19 protein-coding genes and 1 tRNA gene are annotated in these 21,470 nt (G+C 62.1%); 15 read left to right on the forward strand and 5 right to left on the reverse strand.

Going from position 1 to position 21,470, the window contains the following annotated elements:
- Window positions 1-247: 247 nt before the first annotated feature.
- Complete coding sequence (locus PGB28_RS00525) at window positions 248-3,283, forward strand: FG-GAP-like repeat-containing protein (protein ID WP_271419511.1); 3,036 nt, start codon at window positions 248-250, stop codon at window positions 3,281-3,283.
- A gap of 68 nt (window positions 3,284-3,351) precedes the next feature.
- Complete coding sequence (locus PGB28_RS00530) at window positions 3,352-4,614, forward strand: lytic murein transglycosylase (RefSeq protein ID WP_271419512.1); 1,263 nt, start codon at window positions 3,352-3,354, stop codon at window positions 4,612-4,614.
- A 72-nt stretch (window positions 4,615-4,686) separates the two neighbouring features.
- On the opposite strand, the gene PGB28_RS00535 is transcribed toward PGB28_RS00530, so the two are convergent.
- Both PGB28_RS00535 and PGB28_RS00540 read right to left on the reverse strand, forming a co-directional pair.
- Window positions 4,687-4,773: transfer RNA gene (locus tag PGB28_RS00535), tRNA-Leu, on the reverse strand.
- Between the two features lie 188 nt (window positions 4,774-4,961).
- Window positions 4,962-6,686 (reverse strand): peptidoglycan-binding domain-containing protein, encoded by a 1,725-nt coding sequence (locus tag PGB28_RS00540; RefSeq protein ID WP_271419513.1) that lies wholly within the window; start codon window positions 6,684-6,686, stop codon window positions 4,962-4,964.
- A 120-nt stretch (window positions 6,687-6,806) separates the two neighbouring features.
- Here PGB28_RS00540 and lipB point away from each other — a divergent pair, with 120 nt between their 5' ends.
- Window positions 6,807-7,475 carry a lipoyl(octanoyl) transferase LipB gene (lipB, locus tag PGB28_RS00545; RefSeq protein ID WP_271419514.1) on the forward strand — a complete coding sequence of 223 codons (669 nt, stop codon included), beginning with the start codon at window positions 6,807-6,809 and terminating at the stop codon, window positions 7,473-7,475.
- 62 nt (window positions 7,476-7,537) lie between these two features.
- Here lipB and PGB28_RS00550 read toward each other — a convergent pair whose 3' ends face one another.
- Window positions 7,538-8,425: a LysR family transcriptional regulator gene (locus PGB28_RS00550; protein ID WP_271419515.1), complete on the reverse strand. Its 888-nt coding sequence runs from the start codon at window positions 8,423-8,425 to the stop codon at window positions 7,538-7,540.
- Between the two features lie 102 nt (window positions 8,426-8,527).
- Here PGB28_RS00550 and PGB28_RS00555 point away from each other — a divergent pair, with 102 nt between their 5' ends.
- From PGB28_RS00555 to PGB28_RS00585, 7 genes are all read left to right on the forward strand, one after another.
- Complete coding sequence (locus tag PGB28_RS00555) at window positions 8,528-8,938, forward strand: GFA family protein (protein ID WP_271419516.1); 411 nt, start codon at window positions 8,528-8,530, stop codon at window positions 8,936-8,938.
- 34 nt (window positions 8,939-8,972) lie between these two features.
- On the forward strand, window positions 8,973-9,167 hold the full coding sequence (locus tag PGB28_RS00560) for a DUF1059 domain-containing protein (RefSeq protein ID WP_271419517.1): 195 nt from the start codon (window positions 8,973-8,975) through the stop codon (window positions 9,165-9,167).
- 156 nt (window positions 9,168-9,323) lie between these two features.
- Window positions 9,324-9,578 (forward strand): hypothetical protein, encoded by a 255-nt coding sequence (locus PGB28_RS00565; protein ID WP_271419518.1) that lies wholly within the window; start codon window positions 9,324-9,326, stop codon window positions 9,576-9,578.
- Between the two features lie 254 nt (window positions 9,579-9,832).
- Window positions 9,833-11,728: a PhoX family protein gene (locus PGB28_RS00570; protein ID WP_271419519.1), complete on the forward strand. Its 1,896-nt coding sequence runs from the start codon at window positions 9,833-9,835 to the stop codon at window positions 11,726-11,728.
- Window positions 11,729-11,977: 249 nt separating this feature from the next.
- Window positions 11,978-13,651 carry a cytochrome c oxidase subunit I gene (gene ctaD, locus PGB28_RS00575; protein WP_271419520.1) on the forward strand — a complete coding sequence of 558 codons (1,674 nt, stop codon included), beginning with the start codon at window positions 11,978-11,980 and terminating at the stop codon, window positions 13,649-13,651.
- A gap of 333 nt (window positions 13,652-13,984) precedes the next feature.
- Window positions 13,985-14,482: a DUF2244 domain-containing protein gene (locus PGB28_RS00580; RefSeq protein ID WP_271419521.1), complete on the forward strand. Its 498-nt coding sequence runs from the start codon at window positions 13,985-13,987 to the stop codon at window positions 14,480-14,482.
- Between the two features lie 8 nt (window positions 14,483-14,490).
- Entirely contained in the window at window positions 14,491-15,405 is a 915-nt protein-coding gene (locus PGB28_RS00585) for a glycosyltransferase family protein (RefSeq protein ID WP_271419522.1), read from the forward strand.
- A 6-nt stretch (window positions 15,406-15,411) separates the two neighbouring features.
- Here PGB28_RS00585 and PGB28_RS00590 read toward each other — a convergent pair whose 3' ends face one another.
- The gene (locus PGB28_RS00590; RefSeq protein ID WP_271419523.1) at window positions 15,412-15,879 is read right to left on the reverse strand and encodes a GatB/YqeY domain-containing protein; all 468 of its coding nucleotides are present in this window, start codon (window positions 15,877-15,879) and stop codon (window positions 15,412-15,414) included.
- 205 nt (window positions 15,880-16,084) lie between these two features.
- On the opposite strand from PGB28_RS00590, the gene carA reads away from it, so the two are divergent.
- Window positions 16,085-17,248: a glutamine-hydrolyzing carbamoyl-phosphate synthase small subunit gene (gene carA / locus PGB28_RS00595; RefSeq protein ID WP_271419524.1), complete on the forward strand. Its 1,164-nt coding sequence runs from the start codon at window positions 16,085-16,087 to the stop codon at window positions 17,246-17,248.
- Between the two features lie 114 nt (window positions 17,249-17,362).
- Window positions 17,363-19,252, forward strand: a complete 1,890-nt coding sequence (locus PGB28_RS00600) for a glycosyltransferase family 2 protein (protein ID WP_271419525.1) — start codon at window positions 17,363-17,365, stop codon at window positions 19,250-19,252.
- Window positions 19,253-19,262: 10 nt separating this feature from the next.
- Here PGB28_RS00600 and PGB28_RS00605 read toward each other — a convergent pair whose 3' ends face one another.
- Window positions 19,263-19,904, reverse strand: a complete 642-nt coding sequence (locus tag PGB28_RS00605; RefSeq protein WP_271419526.1) for a GntR family transcriptional regulator — start codon at window positions 19,902-19,904, stop codon at window positions 19,263-19,265.
- 102 nt (window positions 19,905-20,006) lie between these two features.
- On the opposite strand from PGB28_RS00605, the gene PGB28_RS00610 reads away from it, so the two are divergent.
- The 3 genes from PGB28_RS00610 to PGB28_RS00620 all read left to right on the forward strand — a co-directional run bounded on the left by PGB28_RS00610 (window position 20,007) and on the right by PGB28_RS00620 (window position 21,331).
- Window positions 20,007-20,651 (forward strand): pyrimidine 5'-nucleotidase, encoded by a 645-nt coding sequence (locus tag PGB28_RS00610; protein WP_271419527.1) that lies wholly within the window; start codon window positions 20,007-20,009, stop codon window positions 20,649-20,651.
- 96 nt (window positions 20,652-20,747) lie between these two features.
- Window positions 20,748-20,975, forward strand: coding sequence for a hypothetical protein (locus PGB28_RS00615; RefSeq protein ID WP_271419528.1), 228 nt, complete (start codon window positions 20,748-20,750; stop codon window positions 20,973-20,975).
- Between the two features lie 92 nt (window positions 20,976-21,067).
- Entirely contained in the window at window positions 21,068-21,331 is a 264-nt protein-coding gene (locus PGB28_RS00620; RefSeq protein ID WP_271419529.1) for a hypothetical protein, read from the forward strand.
- Window positions 21,332-21,470: the final 139 nt, after the last annotated feature.

Raw genomic sequence — 21,470 nt, forward strand, 5'->3', positions numbered from 1 at the left:
CTCACCAATGATCGCCCCGGTGCGGGATAATCGCGCGCCGGAGCTTGGCCCATGCCTGCAAGGGGATCCGAAATGGTCAAGGTAGCCGGGAAAAAACCGACCGATAGCAACATCGGGGGTCTGGGAACCGGTGGAGCGACACAACCCGTGACTTGCGCGGATGCGGAACATGTTTCACCATGTGGTCATTCCAAATCACATGCCGCGACCTGCTAGGTATGAACTGCATTTTGAAAGCCGTCGACCCATGTTGAACTCTGCCGTTGAAAGCAAGGCCCGTTTCTTCCTCGCCGCCCTGATCGTCTTTACCCTGGCCTATTTCTTCTGGACCGGATCGCGCTATCCGGCGCTGGACGAAAAGGCGATGATGAGCGGCGCGATCCAGCTTGAGGACCCGATCGGGTTCGAGGCCAAGATCCAGCTGACCGAGGGTATGGGGTTCATCGAACGGGTTGGCGTGTCCACCATCAACTGGGTCAACACCAACAAGAAGGGCATGACGTTCGGCGTGCTCTTTGCCGCGGCGCTCATGACGCTCTTTGCCTCGCTGCGGCAACGCTCGTTCAAATCGCCCTGGGCCAATTCGCTGCTGGGACTGTTCATCGGCACGCCGCTCGGAGTCTGCGTGAACTGTGCCGCGCCGATTGCGCGTGGGCTCAAGGCCAGCGGACTTCGGGCGGAAACGACGCTTTCGGCGATGATCGCCTCGCCCACGCTGAATATCGTGGTGCTGACCATGGCGTTCAGCCTCTTGCCCACCTATATCGCCGGGCTCAAGATCGCGCTGAGCCTGTTCATCATCCTGATCATGGTACCGCTGATCGTGCGCTGGGGCCTGCCCGCCCCCGAGATCGCGCCCATCGAGACCCCCAAGGCGGAATTCTTTCAAGCCCCGGTGCTGGAAGAGGGCGAAACCCTGCCCGGTGCGGTACAGGCAGTGCTCAAAAGCTATCTGGCGAATTTCTGGTTCATCGTGAAAATGACCGTGCCGCTGATGTTTCTTGCCGGGTTCCTGGGCGCGCTGGCAGGCACGCTGTTGCCCGAAAACGTGCTGGGCGACCTGCAATTCAGCCTGTTCCTGCTGGTGGTGATTGCCGCGATCGGCCTGTTCCTTCCCGTACCCATCGCCTTTGACGTGGTGGTCACCGGCGCGCTTCTGGCCGCCGGGGCGAGCCACGGCTATGTCATGGCGCTCCTGTTCACGCTCGGGTCTTTCTCGATCTACAGCTATTTCATTGTGGCGCAGTCCTTTTCGGTCCGCATTGCCAATGCCGTCGCGGCGACGGTGCTGGTTCTGGGCGTGCTGGGCGGCGCGGCGGTGGAGCGCTATCACAACTGGCAGTCCGACCGGGCGCTGGACATCCTCCTTGGCGCATTGCCGAACGTGGTGGCCCCGGCCCATGCGGTGGGTGCCGCGGGTGTGAGCCTGACCGAACGGCCCTTTGCGCCGCGCTCGGCCCCGGCCGAGATGCCGTTCACCCGCATGGAAGCGTCAGAGATCGGCATCGACAAGCCGGTGGAATTTTCCTTCAAGGACATGTGGCCCCCCTTTTGGGAGGGGCGCAGCCTTGCCAGCGCCGATTATGACCGCGATGGCGATACCGACCTGATGATCGCCTCCACCGAGACCGGGTTCTACCTTTATGACAATCAGGGCGGCAGGTTTGAACGCGCAGAGATCGACACGGGCGATTTCGCGGGCAAATACGTGTTCAACGCCGCCTTTGCCGATCTGGACAATGACGGCTGGCCCGACCTGATCGTGGCGACATATCTGGACGGCAATTACCTTGTCCCCAATGTTCAGGGGCAGTTGGATTTCACCGCTGCCCGGCCCATCCCCAACCAGCCCGACACGCGGCTTTCCATGGCCATGGCGCTGGACGATGTGGACGCGGATGGCGATCTGGACCTCGCGCTCGGCAACTGGGCGGCGGGCTGGTACCGGCAGGTTCCGGGCGAGGAAAGCCGCAACCGCATCATCCTGAATGACGGGGTTGAGACATTTGGCGACAGCTTCCTGTCCCTGCCCGGCATCCCCGGCGAGACGCTGTCGATCCTGTTCACCGATATGGACCATGACGGCGATGCGGACCTGATCGTGGGCAATGATTTCGCCGTGCCGGACTACCTCTACCATGGCGACGGCGCGGGCGGCTTCACCGCCATCCGCAAACAGGACGGCACCGTCCCCCACACCACCCAGACCACCATGGCGGTGAAATCGGCCGACCTGTTCAACAATGGCAAGACCCAGCTCTATTTCGCGCAGATTGCAGGCCGCTCTTCGGGTGTGTCTGAGACGCTCAAGATGCAGCCGCTGGAGCAATATTGCGACGGAATCAAGGACGCGACCGCCAAGGCCACCTGCACCCGCAATATGGAGATCAAGACGTGGTATCGCTCGGGCAACCGGTTCGACCCCTCCTATGCACCGCGCTGCAAGGAACTGTCCGAGCCCGACGCGTCCGAATGCAAGGCCATGCTGATCAAGGATATCGCCATCCAGCGCCGCGACCCTGCGCTCTGTGATCTGATCCCCGCCGACCAACGCATCCCGCGCGCCTATTGCGACGTGCATTTCCTGCCCGAACGTCTGGTCACGCAAAACGAGGTGGATGCCGCCCTGCCCCAGATCATGCGCGCAAATGTGCTGCTCGACCCGCAGGAGAGCGCCTATACCGACACGGCCAAGGCGTCCGGCCTCGATGTGGGCGGTTGGTCCTGGGACACGAAAGTGGCGGATTTCGACAATGACGGCTGGCAGGATGTCTATATTGTCAACGGCACATGGGTCCCGAATGAGGTCAGCCCCTCGAACCTGTTCTTTCACAATCAGGGCGATGGCACATTTGCCGAGGCCTCCGGTCCCATGGGGCTTGAGGATTACCTGATGACCGCGTCGGCCACGCATTTTGACATCGACAATGACGGCGATCTGGACCTGATCACGCATCCGGTTAACGGACCCATCACGATGTTCCGCAACAACAGCCAGACAGGCAATGCGATCCGATTCGTGATCGAAGATCATGTCGGCAATCGCGACGGCATCGGTGCGCGGCTGACGCTGACCATGGAGGACGGCAGCACGCAATCGCGCGAGATCCTGCTGGGCGGCGGGTTCATGTCCTTTGACGCAGCCAAGGCGCATTTCGGACTGGGCGAGGCCGAAAGTGCCGCGCAATTGCTGGTGCAGTGGCGCGACGGCGGGCAAAGCGTGATCGACGGGCCGCTGAATGCGGGGCGGGAATACACGATCCTGCGGCAGGGACAGGACTGATACGCCGGTTTCCGCCACTTGCCGGATTTGTCATTTGTCTGTGCCGCGCGGCGGCTTAGGCTGTGCTCATGTCCCTTACCAAGAGTGTTTCGCCCGTGTTCCTGCGCCTGATTGTTGTCCTGTCCCTTCTGCTGCCCGCGACCGCGGATGCCCAGAACCGCGCCAAGGTGGAGCGCCAGTTCCAAAGCTGGCTGGAGCAGAGCATCTGGCCCGAAGCCCGCCGCAAGGGCGTGTCGCGCAAGACGTTCGACGCGGCCTTCGATGGCGTCGCGCTGAACTGGAAATTGCCCGATCTCACGCCCCCCGGCCAGCCCGCCACCACCCCGAAACGCCAGCGCCAGGCCGAGTTCGGTGCGCCGTCCCGCTATTTCCGCCCCAATTCGGTGCAGGGTGCCACGCGGATCGGCAAGGAGATGGCCAAGCGACATGCGAAAACGCTGGCCCGGGTCGAGGCGCAGACCGGCGTGCCCGGGCGCATCATCCTCGCTATCTGGGGCCGGGAAAGCGGCTATGGCCGGGTGGACATCCCCCATAACGTGTTCGAGGTGTTGGGCACCAAGGGCTTCATGTCTTCGCGCAAGGGTTATTTCACCGATGAACTGATCGCCGCGCTCCAGATTGCCGAAGCTGGACATGCGCCGGGCAGCGTGATGAAAAGCAGCTGGGCGGGGGCGCTGGGCCAGCCGCAATTCATGCCGTCCAGTTTCCTGAAATACGCCGCTGACGGGGATGGCGACGGGCGTGCCGATATCTGGCGTTCCGAGGCCGATACCATCGCCTCGATCGGTCACTACCTTGCGCGGCACGGCTGGATCAAAGGGCGCGATTGGGGGTTCGAGGTGAAGGTCCCGGCCTCTGTCTCCTGCGCTCTCGAAGGCCCGGATCAGGGCCGTCCGATCACGTCCTGGGAAGCCATGGGCATCACCCGTGTCTCGGGCCGCCCCTTCCCCGCCCATGAACGCGATCAGGTGGGATACCTGTTGATGCCCGCCGGTCGCCATGGCCCGGGTTTTGTCGTCACGCCCAATTTCTACGTGCTCAAGGACTATAATATGAGCGATCTCTACGCGCTGTTCGTCGGCCATGTCGGCGACCGCATCCAGTATAATGTGGGGGATTTCTCTGCCCGCTGGGGCCAGATCGACGCCATGTACCGATCAGAGATTGCCGCAATGCAGCGCGTGCTGGAGCGCGCCGGGCATGATGTGGGCGGCGCGGACGGCCTGCCCGGGTTCAAGACCCGCCGCTCCATCGGACGCTGGCAAGAGTCCAATGGGCAGAACGCGACCTGTTTCCCCGACAACAGCCTGATCAAACGGCTGGCCAAATAGCCAGAAACGGCGCAAACCACGCATCAAAAAGCATAGATCAGGGGATCACCGAGGGCCCATCAGAGTGGACCTTGGTGCGGTCGAGAGGACTCGAACCTCCACGGGAGTTACCCCACAGCGACCTCAACGCTGCGCGTCTACCAATTCCGCCACGACCGCACTTGAATTGGTGCGCGGGGTGTAGCCAATTGATCCGCCAATGCCAAGAGCAAAAGAACAGCCCCGAGATGTTTTTTGAACGCTGTCTCATGCCCCGGGCCACGGCACGGATCGGGCCGTGGTGCCCGCTCAAAGCAATAGGGCCGCGCGTCCTGCACGGCCCTTGCTCAATCGCTCAGATCGGCGGGTCACTCGCTGATGGTAAACACCGGCAGACCGCCCCCGTTCTGGGCTGCGGGCACAGCCGTCGGAGCATTGGCGGGCGCACCGCCCAGCATGGCCGAGGCCTTTTCGATCAGCGCCGTGCGTCCGGGTTGCGCCGGGGCAAAGACCGGCTCGGCCCCGCCTGCGATGGCGTCAAGCGCCGTGCCGTACCAGACCAGCGCGAGGTCCGAACGCTTGGACGCGCCGATGCCCTGGCTCAGGTGGTGCCCCATCAGTTCCGCATAGGGCTGGTTGCCAATCGAGGTCAGCAGCAGCGCCGAGCCCATGGCCACATCCATATCGTCGACCCGGTAGCCGACCGAGAGACAGATCTTGGCCGTTGCCGCCAGTTGTGCCGGCGACATGCCCGAGCCAAGCACAAAGCCCGACACACCGCGCAGCACCTCGTCACGCGATTGCAGCGATACCGCGGCCACATGTTCCTTGAGCAGCGGACCAAAGCCCTGGCATTGCTGCGCGATCTGGTCCGGGGTGACGCCCTGAACCTTGGCGATCATCTCTTCGCCCTCGGCAATCGCATAGGTGCGCGCCAGGCAGAACTGTTCGCTCAGCGCCAGGTTGGCATCGGTCATCGTGCCTTCGGTGACAAAGCCGCCATTGGTCGATGTCAGCAGGTTGACCTTGTTACAATGCGAGGCCAGCGACACGGTGGCCGATTGTTGCCCGCCCATGAAGTTGGGCAGTGCGGGCGCAGCTGCGCTCGCGGCCCGTGCCGCCGGGTTCGAGACCACCGGCTGCGCCGTGGCAACGGGCGTTGCGATGGCATTGGCCTGCGGTGCCGGCGCGGCTGCCATCTGGGTCTGCGGCTGTTGTTGCGGTGCCGGTTGCTGCGGCAGCATCTGCGCTGTGGCCAGTTGCGTGCCGCCATCGGTCTTGGAACAGGTTCCGCGCGTACAGCTGAACATCGCGGGTGTCACGTTGAATGCCTGGAAATCGTTGCGCTCATATCCGTTGGGGGTCGAGGCAAAGACCCGCACCGCACAGGATTGGGCGTTGCACCAGAAGGCCGAGCCGGTCACCGAGGTGTCGAGGATATAGTCGGTCTGGCCGTCCCCGTTGATATCCGACAGCTGGATGAAGCCATGGCGCTGGACCAACTGTTCAGCAGATGGGTCCGAGGATTTGGCGATCTCATGCACCGCAGCCGCCACCACGTTGGGCAGCCCGTAATGACCGCCGATGGACGCGGTCGCCGTGCCGGTGCCGCCATTGAGCTGTTCGTCACGATAAACGATGAGCAAGCCGCGCACCCCTTGCGGGTTCGACGCGATCAGCTGGGCTGTCGTGGCCCCGCCCGATTGCGCGCGGTAATAGGAGGAGATCAGGAAATCGCGTTCGAACTGCGTCAGCTGGCCCGTGGCCGGGTAGCCAAGATGCGCCTGATACTGGGAGATTGCGCTGCGCGTCTTGCGCCCGCTCACGCCGTCGGGTGTGCCTGCCGGAAAGCCGAAATAGTTCAACGACGTCTGCACCTCACGCACCTGCTGGCGCTGGGCCGTGTTGACGCTCGGCGTCTTGCGGTAAACCTTGCGGGTGGTCGTGCGTTGCTGCGCCCCCTGCGAAATCGCCCCGCCGATGATGCCGCCCACAAGACCGCCGATCAGCGCGTCATTGGCCAGCGCCGTCGAGGCCGGTGTGACAACAAGACTTGCAGCCACCAGAGCGCTCAATGCATAACGTTTCACCATGTTCTTCTCCTCAAATGCACGGAACCATCACGTGATTCCCCAAATACCATTAGTCCTAATTAGCGTCAGTTTCCGGGAATTGCGTTTCCAAAGTCAAGCAAGCAATAAAGTTGTCTCCCTATGGTAGAATGGATCATCAGCGAAGGTTTGACGGGCTATGACGAGGCCGTTGCTTTCATGGAAGCCCGCGCGGCAGCGATTGCCGAAGGCACGGCAGAAGAAGCGATCTGGCTGGTCGAACACCCCCCGCTCTACACGGCGGGCACCTCGGCCCGGATCGAGGACCTGACCGACCCGGACCGTTTCCCGGTCTATGAGAGCAAACGTGGCGGTCAATACACCTATCACGGTCCGGGGCAGCGGGTGGCCTATGTCATGCTCAACGTCGCCAAGCGGGGCCGCGACGTGCGCTGTTTCGTGCGGCAACTGGAGCAATGGGTGATCGCCACGCTGGACGAGTTCAACGTCAAGGGCGAGATCCGCGACGGACGCGTCGGTGTCTGGGTGGTGCGGGGTGACAAGCCGCTGGGCGTGACCGGCCAGCCCCAGGAGGACAAGATCGCCGCTATTGGGATTCGCCTGCGCAAATGGGTGAGCTTTCACGGCATCTCGATCAACGTGGAACCGGACCTGGAGCATTTCACCGGCATCGTGCCCTGCGGGATCACTGAACACGGCGTGACCTCGCTGGTCGACCTGGGCCTGCCGGTGACCATGGCGGATGTGGATGTGGCGTTGAAACGGCGCTTTGAGGAGGTGTTTGGCAGCCAATCCGCTCCAGCAAATTAAAGAGACGCTATCGACACTGGACGGCACCCGAAGCTGGTTATCGCAATGGCGTTTGGCACGCCTCAGGCGGGCTTTGTTACCACTTCGGCTTTTGTGCGCAGCCACTTCAGAAATGTCATGACGTCAGTCCGTGGTTCGCCCGGGCCCGTTTCAATGTAGTAGAAACCGAAAAGCGTTTCAGACGCCAGCTCCACGACACGGCCAGCCGCCAGATCATCCACGAAAAAGGCGCGGGCCGTATAAGTAATACCGTCGCCACGCCGCACCGCTGGCATGATGAGATTGCCCGGCATATGATTGATCTGCAATGGTTTCTTAGGGACAATCCCGTGGTAGGTAAACCAATCGGCGGCCTCGTTGGTCCCCAGCTCCTGCAGCCAGGGCAATTCGGCGAGGGACGCCAGGTCCGCCCCGGTCCGCTCACCAGCCAAATCCGGCGTTCCGATGACCACCATGTCTGTCTTCAGAAAGGCTTCGCTGTCTGGCTCTACCCGGCGCCTGTCACGGTACCGGATCGCGATGTCGATGCCCCCCGGCCTGAGGTCTACGACGTGCGACGTGGGATTCAGCATCAAGGTAATCTCCGGATGCGCCCGCTGAAACTCGCCTATTTTCGGCATCAACCACTCGACGGCGAAAGCCGGTGACATGGTCACCTGAACCGGCCTTGCAGCCGCCGCTTCATTGATCCGCGCAACACCCCGGTTGATAATGTCGAAGCCCGCTTCAAGGTCGCGTGCCAGATGCGCGCCAGACTCCGTCAACTCGATACCCCGGCCGACCCGCGCGACCAACGCGACGCCGAGCCGTCGTTCCAGGGCCTTTACCTGCTGACTGACCGCCGCCTGGGTGACATTGAGATGATCCGCCGCTTCGGCATAGCTTCCGGCACCCGCGACAGCGGCAAAGGCGCGCAGACTGTTCAAAGGGGGCAGGTTCAACCAATCCATACGATAGTATTTCTAATGCTTCGTCACAATTAATGAATCGCATAAATCCGAAATCTTTTCAATAATGCGAATGAAATTAGCCATTTTCCGGGGAGTGACGAGATGAAAAAACTAAAAGGTGGATGTTACTGCGGCGCCATTCGCTATGTGATCGCAAGCCCACCGAAATGGTCCGGGCACTGCCATTGCCGCTCTTGTCAGCTTGCGCTCGGGGGGGCCTTTGTCACCTGGTCCAAAGTGCCTCTGGCAGATTTTACAATCACCAAGGGCGGCCTGAAGCACATCGAGAAAACACCGGGCGTGCGCCGCGGCTTTTGCGGAGAGTGCGGCACGACGCTGACCTACGCAGCAGAAGGCGAGGTAGACGGACAGGACTGGGGCGCGGACGCCTGGTTTGCGACGGCAACGCTGGACGATCCGTCCATAGCGAAGCCGGAGACGCATGTTTTTGTCTCGCACAAACAGCCGTGGATAAAGCTGGCCGACGGATTGCCGAGTTTCGATCAGTTCTGACGCGACTGTCTGGGACCAAAAGAGGAGAGACCCAATGAGCAAGACCTATTCTTACGCCTGCCGCGACTGTGAGGGGATGGAAACCTGTCCGGGCGAGGTCCGCGCCGCAACCGAAGACGAAGTGTGGAAACTGATGGAACTGCACGCCGTGATCGCACATGGTGAGGATCCGAGTTCCTGGGATGCGGAGACGCGCACATATCTCGGCACACTCATAAAATCGCACTGAGCAGAGAGCCCGCGGCTGCGCACAGGCATGGGGCGTTACTGCGCGGTGAATGAACTTCTGAACTTTCACGCAGCCCCGGGGGGCGCAGAAAGCGCTTGAACGACTCACGGCTTCGCGCCACGTTGCGGCGTTACACACCTGCACCGGAGCACCGTCATGGAGCCCCGCCTGATCGCCGCCCTGATCCTGGCCCCCTTTGCCCTGGCCTTTCTCTATTCGGCCATTCATGAGCTTGTGCGCTACCGCTCCGAGGGACGGGCGGAATACGGGCTCAGCTATGACGAAGAGACCGGCACCACCCATGTCACCGCGATTGGCGAGGAAACCGAGGCCTATGATCTCGACGATTTCGATCCCGGCGATTACCGCGACCCTGAAATCAGGACCGACCCGGACGAGGAGCGCAGCTAGAGCATAGCGCGTAAAAGTGGAACCCGGTTTTGCGCGCCCCGGACATGCGCGCTGCATCGGCAGAGGACGGCGCGTGAACGCGACCCGCGTTGGGGCGCTGCGCGTGGCACAGTAAGGGCGCTGCGCGCGGCATAGGGGGTTATCCACATCCTGTCATGATTCCTTGTTGAAACTGTCACACCGCCGCAACGCGCGGGCCTTATCGCGGCAAGCGCTGCGAGGTTGCAGCGACGGATTTCACACAGGGATACGCCATGCAGGATATCGACAAAGCCATGCTCTCCGCCGACGATTGGGATGAGCTGAACTTCCCCCGCCCCGAAGAGAATGATTTCGACCGCGTCGTTGAACGCGCCATTTCCCGCCGGGGGTTCCTTGGCGGCGCGCTGGCCTTTGGCTCGGGCGCGGCTGTGATGGGTGCGGGGCTTCTGGGCTCCACCTCTGCCGAGGCCATGGTCGCGGCGAGCCGCTTCCCGTTCAAGCCGATCGCCATTCAGACCGATTTCGAAATTCACGTGCCCGAAGGCTACAGCCACCATGTGCTGGCGCGCTGGGGCGATGCGCTGTTCTCGGATTCCGAGGGCTATGACCTGACCGAGGGCGGCCCGGTGGACGGCTCAGACCGCATCTTTGGCGAGAATACCGACGGGATGGAGACCTTTTCCTACCAAGGTCACGAACTGATCGCCATCAACCACGAATACACCAACCGCAAGATCAACCTGCCTGCCGGCCAGGACGGCGTTCCGGCAAATGCGGGTGACGTGCTCAAGCTGCAGAACCTGCAGGGTGTAACGGTGATGGAAGTGGTTGAGGGCGACAACGGCTGGCAAGTGGTCAAGGACAGCCCCTTCAACCGCCGTATCCACCACAACACCCCGATGAAGATCGTGGGCCCCGCCGCTGGCCATGACTTGCTCAAGACAGACGCGGACCCCACCGGCACCGCGTCGCTGGGCACGCTGAACAACTGCGGGTCTGGCAAGACGCCCTGGGGCACCTACCTGACCTGTGAAGAGAACTTTAACGGCTATTTCGGCGCAACAGCCGAGCCGGAAGTGACCGAAAAGGTCACCGCCGGTTTCTCGCGCTATGGTGTGGGCACCGATGGCTGGGGCTATGATTATCACAAGCATGATCCGCGCTTTGACACGTCGAAAAACCCCAATGAACCGCATCGCGCAGGCTGGGTGGTCGAAATCGACCCGACCGATCCCGAAAGCATCCCGGTCAAACATACCGGTCTGGGCCGTTTCAAGCATGAGAATGCCGAGGTGGTGCTGGCCGCCGATGGCCGTGTCGTTGTCTATATGGGCGATGATGAACGGGGCGAATTCCTCTATAAATTCGTCTCCAATGGTGTCTTCGCCCCGGGCGGCTCGACCGAAGGTCTGCTGGATGACGGCACGCTCTATGTCGCTAGGTTCGAAGATGACGGCACCGGTGCCTGGATCACGCTGACGCCGGAAAGCACCGGCATGGACGCGGCCGAGATCCTGATCTTTGCCCGTCAGGCGGGATCGGCAGTGGGCGCGACCACCATGGACCGTCCCGAGTGGATTTCCGCCAACCCGCATGCGGTCGAGGCCTATTGCTGCCTGACCAACAACAAGAACCGCGGCATGAAGCCCAATGCGGGCGGCGATGAGACGCCCGTGAACGGCCCGAACCCGCGTGAGACCAATAAATACGGTCAAATCGTGCGTTGGCGTCCGCATAACGACGATCACGCAGCCGACACGTTCGACTGGGATCTCTATGTCATGGCGGGCAACCCGGATGTGTATGACAATGTCTATGGCGGCTCGGACAACGTGAACGCGGGCAACCTGTTTAACTCGCCCGACGGAATGGCGTTTGACACCAACGGGCTGGTCTGGATCCAGACCGATGGCGATGACAGCAACGAAGGCGAGTTCGCGGGCCACGGCAACAACCAGATGCTGGTGGGCGACCCGGTGACCGGCGAGATCGTGCGCTTTCTGACCGGGCCGAACGGTTCGGAAGTGACCGGTCTGGCCTGGTCCTCTGACCGCCGCTCGATGTTTGTGGGCATCCAGCACCCGGGCGGCTCCTGGCCCGATGGTGAAGGCCTGCCGCGCTCCTCGGTGATCGTGGTCAAACGCGATGATAATGGGCTGGTGGGGTAAACCCCATCGCTCGCGACAATCGGAAAGGCCGCCGTACAGGTGGCCTTTTTGCTGTGTGCGTTTGGGAAGAACCGAAATCTTCAAAAGATTTCGGAACAAACAGGCTCCCCGCCCCCGCGACATTTTTTCTTGATCCAAGTCAAACTGACCCGTTGCCGTCACCGGGGTAGCATTCTAGAACCTGAATGAGATTCCGGGTGCGGGCTATGGTGCGCGCGCCCATGTTTTGTCTAGCAGGAGGCACGAGACATGGCAGACGCCGCCATTCACGGCCACGAGCATGAAGATCAGCGTGGTTTCTTCACCCGCTGGTTTATGTCGACCAACCACAAGGACATCGGTATCCTGTACCTGATCGTCTCTGCGTTTGCCGGCTTCATCTCGGTGGCATTCACCGTTTACATGCGCATGGAGCTGATGGAGCCCGGTGTGCAATATATGTGCCTTGAGGGCGCTCGCATGTTCGCCGCAGAGGCCGGAACATGTACCCCCAATGGCCACCTCTGGAACGTGTTGATCACCGCGCACGGCATCCTGATGATGTTCTTCGTGGTTATCCCGGCGCTGTTCGGCGGGTTTGGCAACTATTTCATGCCGTTGCAGATCGGCGCGCCGGACATGGCCTTCCCGCGGATGAACAACTTGTCCTTCTGGCTCTATGTCGCTGGCACCACGCTGGCGGTGTGTTCGGTCTTTGCACCGGGCGGCAATGACCAGCTTGGCTCGGGCGTGGGCTGGGTTCTCTACCCGCCGCTGTCCACCAATGAGGGCGGCCTATCCATGGATCTGGCGATCTTCGCGGTGCACGTCTCGGGTGCGTCGTCGATCTTGGGTGCGATCAACATGATCACCACCTTCCTGAACATGCGTGCCCCGGGCATGACGCTCTTTAAGGTGCCGCTGTTCTCCTGGTCGATCTTTGTCACCTCGTGGCTGATCCTGCTGTCGCTGCCGGTTCTGGCGGGCGCCATCACCATGCTGCTGACCGACCGGAACTTTGGCACGACCTTCTTTGATCCTGCCGGTGGCGGTGACCCGATCCTGTACCAGCACATCCTGTGGTTCTTCGGCCACCCCGAGGTTTACATCGTGATCCTGCCGGGCTTTGGCATCATCTCCCACGTGATCGCGACCTTCTCGCGCAAGCCGGTCTTTGGCTACCTGCCGATGGTCTGGGCGATCATCGCGATTGGTGCTCTGGGCTTTGTCGTGTGGGCACACCACATGTACACCGTCGGCATGTCGCTGACCCAGCAGTCCTACTTCATGCTGGCCACAATGGTCATCGCGGTCCCGACAGGGGTCAAGATCTTCTCGTGGATTGCCACCATGTGGGGCGGTTCGATCAGCTTCAAGGCGCCGATGATGTTCGCCATGGGCTTCTTGTTCCTGTTCACCGTGGGCGGCGTGACCGGTATCGTGCTGTCGCAGGCCGGTGTGGACCGGGCCTATCACGACACCTACTACGTGGTTGCGCACTTCCACTACGTGATGTCGCTGGGCGCCGTGTTCTGCATCTTTGCAGGCATCTACTTCTACTTCGGCAAAATGACCGGCCGTCAGTACTCGGAAAAGCTGGCTCACCTGCACTTCTGGATGTTCTTCATCGGTGCAAACCTGACCTTCTTCCCGCAGCACTTCCTCGGCCGTCAGGGCATGCCGCGCCGCTACATCGACTATCCGGAGGCATTCGCCACCTGGAACTATTGGTCGTCGATCGGCGCTTTCCTGTCCTTCGCCTCGTTCCTGCTGTTCTTCTACATCGTCGCCCACGCCCTGCTGCGTGGTGCACGTGAGACCCGGAACAACTACTGGAACGAATATGCGGATACGCTGGAATGGACCCTGCCCAGCCCGCCGCCGGAGCACACCTTTGAAATCCTGCCCAAGCAGGAAGACTGGGACAAGGGCCACGCCCACTAAGCTCCGACAGCTTGAAACACCGGAAAGACCCCGCCCTGATCGGCGGGGTCTTTTGCATTTGACGCGCGACAGAACACGCGCGCTTGTGAGCGGCGTCACATCCGCGTTGCGCACCATGTGCGACACTCATTTGGACGGGATGCGCCTTGTTCAGGCTCATCCCCTCCCCGCGATACGCCGCCGCTTCCGATCTGTGGCTATCGCATTGCCGAACCGGTCGGGACCAACCCCTGGCCGTCCCCGACCACCCGGCCGGTTCGCGCGCCCCCCTCACACGCGCTGCGCGACAGAAATATTCATCGACTTTGCGGCACGGGTTTTTATATCTGGATCATGCCCTATGCATGGTCCGATAACCCCGCGCGACATGAGACCGAGCTCACGCTTTGGCCCCATCAGTCGTTGCAGCCGCGCGGCTTTGCGGCCTTTATTCTGGCCACCTTCACGCTGATCTGTATCCCGCTGTTTCCGCTGTTGGGAACGATCCTGCTCTGGGGGCTGTTGCCGTTCCTTTTGCTCGCGGTGGGCGGCATCTGGTACGCGCTCAAACGCAATCAGCGCGATGCCAGCATCCTCGAGGTGCTGCGCCTTGGCCCCGAGGAAATCACCCTGACCCGCCACAACCCGCGCGGCCCGGATCAGAACTGGGCCTGCAACGCCTATTGGGCCAGCCCGCATATGCATGAAAAGGGCGGGCCGGTGCCGCATTACGTGACCCTGCGCGGGGCCGGGCGCGAGGTCGAGATCGGGGCCTTCCTGTCGGAGGATGAGCGCAAATCGCTTTATGATGAGCTGACGCTTCGGCTGGCGCGCACCCGCTCTGCGCGGTAAGAGGCGACATGGCCCAGACCCCTGCAACCCCCAAGGCCCGGCGCGCCCGGCTACTTCTTTTGAGCGCCCTCATCGGGCCGGAACGGCTGTTGCAGCGGGACGATGCGCTGCAAGCCTCGGAACGCGCGGCGCTGGCGCTGCGACCAACCCGACCGAAGGCTCCGGCCACGACTGCGGTGTTCCTCATCCCGCTGGTGGGCCAACACCATGTGCAGGACTGGCCCGGCACGTCTTCGCGGCTGGGCGATACGTTAAACAGCCTGTTGGCCCAGAGCGACCCGAACTGGACGGCGATCATCTGCGGTCAGGACCGGCCCGATACATTGCCCGATGATCCGCGCATCATCTTCCTGCCCTTTAGCGAGGCGGTCGAGGGCAATGACAAATGGCGCAAGCTCTCCGCCCTCACGCGCGCCCTGCCCGACCATGCCCCAAAGGCGGGCTATGCCATGACCTTTGACGCCGATGACATCGCGCATCCCGGACTGGTCGCCGAGATGCTGCAAACCCAGGCCCCGGGCGGGTATCTGGTGGAAACGGGTTATGTGCTGGACAAGGGCGCGGGTGCCATTGGGCTGGCCGGGCGGCGCAGTCTTCGCCACCCGCTGCGCAAACCGTTCTGGAAGCTCTGCGGCTCCTGCGCGGCGCTGCGCTATGATCTGGCCAATGGTGCAGATGAGGTGGCGTTCCTGCACGAGATGAGCCAGCACGAACACCGGATGTTTCCGTATCTGGCCAAGCTCGCGGGGCGTGGCCTCCGTCCGTTCTCGCGCCCGATGGTGACCTATCTGCTCAACCATGGCGACAATTTCGGCGCGCGGCGCGGGCGCGTCGGCTTCAAGACACGATTTGTCCAGCGCTACCGCGTCACCGACCCGGCCGAGATCGACCGGATCAAGCTTGAATTTTCGTTGAACCTGTAGCGGTGCTCAACCCTGCTGCGCCAGCCGGTCCTTGACCTTGGGCCCCACCGCGCCGAAATCCATCTGCCCGGTATATTGCGACTTGAGCAACCCCATGACCTTGCCCATATCGCGGATCGAGCTTGCGCCCACCTGCTCCACGGCATTGTCCACGGCCTTGTCGACCTCTTTGTCGCTGAGCTGACGTGGCAGGAATTCCTCGATCACGCCGATCTCGTTCAATTCCCGCTCGGCCAGATCCAGCCGCCCACCCTCTTCATAGGTGCGTGCGCTTTCCTGGCGCTGTTTGACCATCTTGCCAAGAATGGCCAGCACATCCGCCTCGACCAGCGGGCTTTCATCCGCCTCGCCGCGCATGGCGATTTCGCGATCCTTGATGGCGGCATTGATCAGACGCAGAGTCGAAAGACGGTCCGCAGCCTTGTCTTTCATCGCCTGTTTCAGGGCGGCGTTGATTTCCGCACGTAGTTCCATAATGTCCCATCCCCATGGGTTTTTACCAGCCTCGGACAATACGCGATGCACCACAGCGACGCAATGCCGGGGGCGCGCCATTAAGGTATTGATAAATAATGAAAAGTCAAAATTTGAGCAGCGCGGCACTTGCCCTTGACCCGCCCGCGCCTTGCGCATAGGTTCGCGCCAATTTGCCCCCAGCTGCCAAAAATGGAGTCGCCCGATGACCGCGCGCGCCGATCAGACCCCCACCGCCTGTCTTGCACTTGCCGATGGCACCGTTTTTTACGGTCAGGGATTTGGGGCCACCGGGATCAGCGTGGCGGAACTGTGTTTCAACACCGCCATGACCGGCTATCAGGAGATCATGACCGACCCCTCCTATGCGGGCCAGATCGTGACCTTTACCTTCCCCCATATCGGCAATGTCGGCGTGAACCCCGATGATGACGAAACCGGCGAACCGGTGGCCGAGGGCATGGTGGTGAAATGGATGCCGACGCAAAGCTCCAACTGGCGCGCCGCACAGGAGCTGGGCGAGTGGCTGGCCGCGCGTGGGCGCATTGCCATTGGCGGCGTCGATACTCGCCGCCTGACCCGCGCCATCCGGCAACAGGGCGCGCCGCATGTGGCGCTGGCCCATGACCCCGAGGGCAAGTTCGACACCGAGGCGCTGGTCGCCAGGGCCCGCGCTTTTGCCGGGCTTGAAGGGCTGGACCTGGCGAAGGAAGTGACCTGTGCCCAAAGCTATCGCTGGGACGAAATGCGCTGGGCCTGGCCCGAGGGTTATACCCGCCAGACAGCGCCCAAGCACAAGGTTGTCGCCGTGGATTACGGCGCGAAACGCAATATCCTGCGCTGCCTTGCTTCGGCGGGATGTGACGTGACGGTGCTGCCCGCGACAGCCACCGCCGAAGAGGTGCTGGCCCATGAGCCCGATGGTGTGTTCCTATCCAACGGTCCCGGCGACCCGGCGGCTACCGGCGAATATGCCGTGCCGATGATCAAGACGCTTCTGGACGACACCGACCTGCCGATCTTTGGCATTTGCCTCGGCCATCAGATGCTGGCGCTGGCGCTTGGCGGGCGCACGATCAAGATGAACCACGGCCATCACGGGGCCAACCACCCGGTCAAGGACAAGGTGTCGGGCAAGGTCGAGATCACCTCGATGAACCACGGCTTTGCCGTGGACGCCGCCACCCTGCCCGACAATGTGGTCGAGACGCATGTATCGCTGTTTGACGGGTCGAATTGCGGCATCGCGCTGAACTCTGGCACGCGCAAGGTCTATTCGGTGCAGCACCACCCCGAAGCCAGCCCCGGCCCGCAGGACAGTTTCTACCTGTTCGAGCAATTCGCGGATGCCATGGCCGCGCGCGGTTGACCCGGCGGCGCGGCTCGCGGGACAGGGTCGCGTTAACCATCTGTTAAGCTTCTGTTTACGAAGAATTAAACCATTTTGGCACATGCTCGGCCCACAGGACAGAGGGCCGGTGAAATGTCGAATCTCAGTTTTAAGCTGCGAGGGCCGCAGGCCGCACGGCTTGGCCCGCATTACCAGCGGCCGCTGGGTGAAATCCTTGTTGATACCGGGGTCCTGAGCCGCGAGGAACAGCTGCGTGCGCTGACCATTCAGTCCCAATGCGCAGCGCCCTTTCATCAGGTGCTGCTGGCCGAAGGGTTGGCCAGCCAGACCGAGATCCTGCAGGCACAGGCGGCAAAATGGGCTGCCATTCACCTGTCCGCCCGGGAAAACCCGCCTGACCCTGCCCTAAGCAAGCTGCTTGACCCCGCATTTTGCCTTGAGCACGGCATTCTGCCCTGGCTCAAACTGGGCGGTACGCTGGTCATCGCCACATCCCGCCCCGATCTGTTCGAAGACATGCACGCGCTGCTTCCCGATGCCTTCGGGCCCGTGGTCATGGGGCTGGCCACGGAGGACGATATTCACGCCGCCATCGCCGCGGCCCATGTCGACACCCTGACCCTGCGCGCGGAAACGACCGTCGATGACGAGGAAAGCTGCCGGGGTCTGCATGTGATTGCCAACCGCCGCCAGATGCTGTTCGCGGCCGGGGCGGCGGTGGTGTTGGGCGGTCTTATCCTTATGGCACCCGCGCTGTTCTATGGCATGGCGGCGGGCTGGGCGGCGCTGACGCTGATTGCGGTGGCTTTGTTGAAAGGCGCGGCCTGTGTCGCGCGGCTCATGGGGCCGGTGATGCCGCAAACCCCCGCTGCCCCGGCACCACAAGCGCTGCCGCGCATCTCGATTCTTGTGCCGCTTTATGATGAAACCTCCATCGCGCAGACATTGGTGCAACGATTGCGGCGGCTGACCTACCCCAAATCCAAGCTGGATATCGTATTGGTCCTCGAAGAAGCCGACGAGCAAACCCATAAGACACTGGCCAGGACGAACCTGCCACCGTGGATCCGCACGATCACCGTGCCCGGCGGGTCGCTCACCACCAAACCCCGGGCGATGAACTATGCGCTGGGGTTCTGCGACGGCGAGATCGTCGGCATCTATGACGCCGAGGACAACCCCGCCCCCGACCAGCTGGAATGCGTGGCCGCGCGCTTTGCCACCGCCCCGCCCGAAGTTGCCTGCCTGCAAGGCATTCTGGATTTCTACAACCCGCGCGCCAACTGGCTGGCGCGCTGTTTCGCGGTTGAATACGCCTCGTGGTTCCGGATCATCCTGCCGGGACTGGCGCGGCTGGGCTTTGCCATTCCGCTGGGCGGCACCACGGTGTTTTTCCGCCGCGAGGTGCTGGAAAAACTGGGCGGCTGGGACGCGCATAACGTGACCGAGGATGCCGATCTTGGCATGCGGCTGGCGCGACGCGGCTACCGGACGGAAATGGTGGACACCGTCACGCTGGAAGAGGCGAATTGCCGGTGGTGGCCCTGGGTCCGGCAGCGCTCGCGCTGGCTCAAGGGGTATATGTGCACCTACCGCGTCCATATGCGCCGCCCCGCCCGGCTCTGGCGCGATCTTGGCGCCAAACGCTTCATCGGGTTTCAGGTGTTCTTCCTTGGTGCGCTGAGCCAGTTCGTCCTGGCTCCGGTGCTCTGGTCCTTCTGGCTGGTGGTGCTTGGATTTTCGCACCCATTGTCTGCCTGGATGTCACCCGGAATGATGACGGCGATCACCGCGCTTTTCCTGCTGACAGAAGTGCTGGGGCTGATCATCGGGGCCGCCGCCGTGGCCAGCCCGCGCCACCGCCACCTGATACCGTGGGTGCCGACGCTGATGTTCTATTTCCCGCTGGGCAGCGTGGCCGCTTACAAGGCGCTGCTGGAATTGCTGCGCAAACCGTTTTTCTGGGACAAGACCGAACATGGTCACGCGCTTGGATCGGCCACGCTGGAGCATGGACAATAGCCAGGCCGGTTCAGTCCAGCTTGTTGTCGTGTTTCAACCGCGTGACAAAAGCCACCGAGATATGCGCCTTGAGCGCCTCGCAGGCCGCCTCTTCGTCGCGCGCCTCGATCGCGCGAACAATGGCGTCATGTTCTTCCAGCGCCTTGTCGCCGCGCCCTTCGGCGGCCAGCGACGTGGTCGCCATCAGCGCCATGGAGCGGTGCACCAGGTCAAGCTGCTGCACCAGATAGCGGTTATGCGAGGCAAGGTGGATCTGCTTGTGAAACCGCCGGTTCGCACGGGCCAGCGCCGTTGGATTGGACCGGAGCGCCGCATCCTCTTCCACCATGTCGCGCAGGACCCGCACCTCTTCTTCCGTGGCATGGCGCGCCGCCAGCCGGGCCGCCAACCCCTCAAGTTCGGCGCGCACCACGTAAAGCTCGGCCATCTGGCTGTGATCCAGCGACGCCACGATCAACGACCGCCCGTCCCGCGCCAGCAGCGACTGCGTCTCAAGGCGTTGCAACGCCTCGCGGATCGGCGTGCGGCTCATCCCCAGTTTCTCGGCCAGATCACTTTCAACCAGCCGGTCACCGGGTTTGTATTCCCCCATGTCGATGGCATCGAGCACCATCGTATATGCGTCTTTCTGCGTGGGCGTCTTCTGGCTCACCGGCACGTCCTCCCTTGACCCGCCGCGTTACCTTAGGGGGCCGGGCTTGTGCTCGCAAGACGACCATTGCACCGGGGGGCCTGCGCTTGTAGCGTCGCGGCCATGCCGAAACAGCATTTTTCCCATGTCTCCCACTGGGTCTTTGACCTCGACAACACGCTCTATCCGGCGGCAACCCGGCTGTTTGACCAGATCGAACCGCGCATGACCGCCTATGTGATGGACGCGCTTGGCGTCACCGAGGCCGAGGCAAATCACCTGCGCATGCAGTATTGGAAGACCTATGGCACCACGCTGGCCGGGCTGATGCGCGAACACGGTGTTGATCCCGGCCCCTATCTGCATGATGTGCATCAGATCGACTTTTCCGTGCTTTCTCCCTGCCCCGAACTGGCCGCGCATATCCGCGATCTGCCGGGACGGCGCATCGTCTATACCAATGGCACCGCACCCTATGCGGAACGGGTGCTGAAGGCGCGGGGACTGAGCGGGCTGTTCGATGCGGTCTATGGCGTGGAACATGCGGGGTTCCGGCCCAAGCCCGAACGCGAGGCGTTTGAAGCCATCTTTGCCCAGGACGGAACCGATCCCGGCGCCGCCGCCATGTTCGAGGATGATCCCCGCAACCTTGCCGCGCCGCATGAGATGGGGATGCGCACCGTGCATGTGGCGGACGCCCCGCATGAGGCCGCGCATATCCACCACCACACCGATGATCTGCGGCATTTCCTGTCTCTTCTGACCTGAGCGCCGCGACAAATGCTGCGCTGCGGCATAATTCCGCGGGACGGCTTGGCCGGGCCAGTCTATGAAAGGCGCAAGCCAATCAAAAGGACAGACGTTATGACCGATATCAGCCACACCCAAGCCCCGCTTGTTCGCTTTCCCCTGATCAGCACCGTGGCAGGCTTGCTGCGCGACCCGGTTGCGGCGATCTTTGCCTTCCTGCTGCTGATCGTGGCGCTTGTGGTCGTGGCTGTGGCCACCTGGGGCTTGCCGGTTCTGGGGCTGATCGGCGTGACGCTTACGCCGATCTACATGGTGATCCTGCTGGTCATCAGCCGCGGTTGACACCATCGATAACGCGGCACTGCGGCAGGATTTCGCAGTGCCAGGCCGAGACGCTCTCCTAGCTATGTCATGCAACATATCAAGGTGAGACAATGTCCGACTTTACCGCCCCGCCCCTTCAATCTGGTGCGCGCACGCCCCTTGCCCTGCGGCTCCTGCTGTCGCTGCCCATCATCGGGCGCATTGCCAGTGACCTGCTCTATGGCGACAAAGACAATATCTATTATTTCCTCGTGATCCTGCTCACTATCGAGGTGGTGCTGATCATGACCTGGGGGCTGCCCGCTTTGGCCATGTCGGCGTTGGCCATGGTACCGATCTGTGTGACCCTGCTGGTGATCCTGACACGTGGTTAAAGCACAATGCGAAATACTTGAACAATCGGGCATCACCTAACGCGTTGAAATCCATGATTTCAGGCAGCGTTAGGTGATTCAGAATTTTTGCAATGTGCTATAAGGCGTCGCATGGCGCTTGGCGTCTGGCACACTACAT

It is taken from the genome of Primorskyibacter aestuariivivens (assembly GCF_028023675.1).
Lineage (GTDB): Bacteria > Pseudomonadota > Alphaproteobacteria > Rhodobacterales > Rhodobacteraceae > Marinovum > Marinovum aestuariivivens.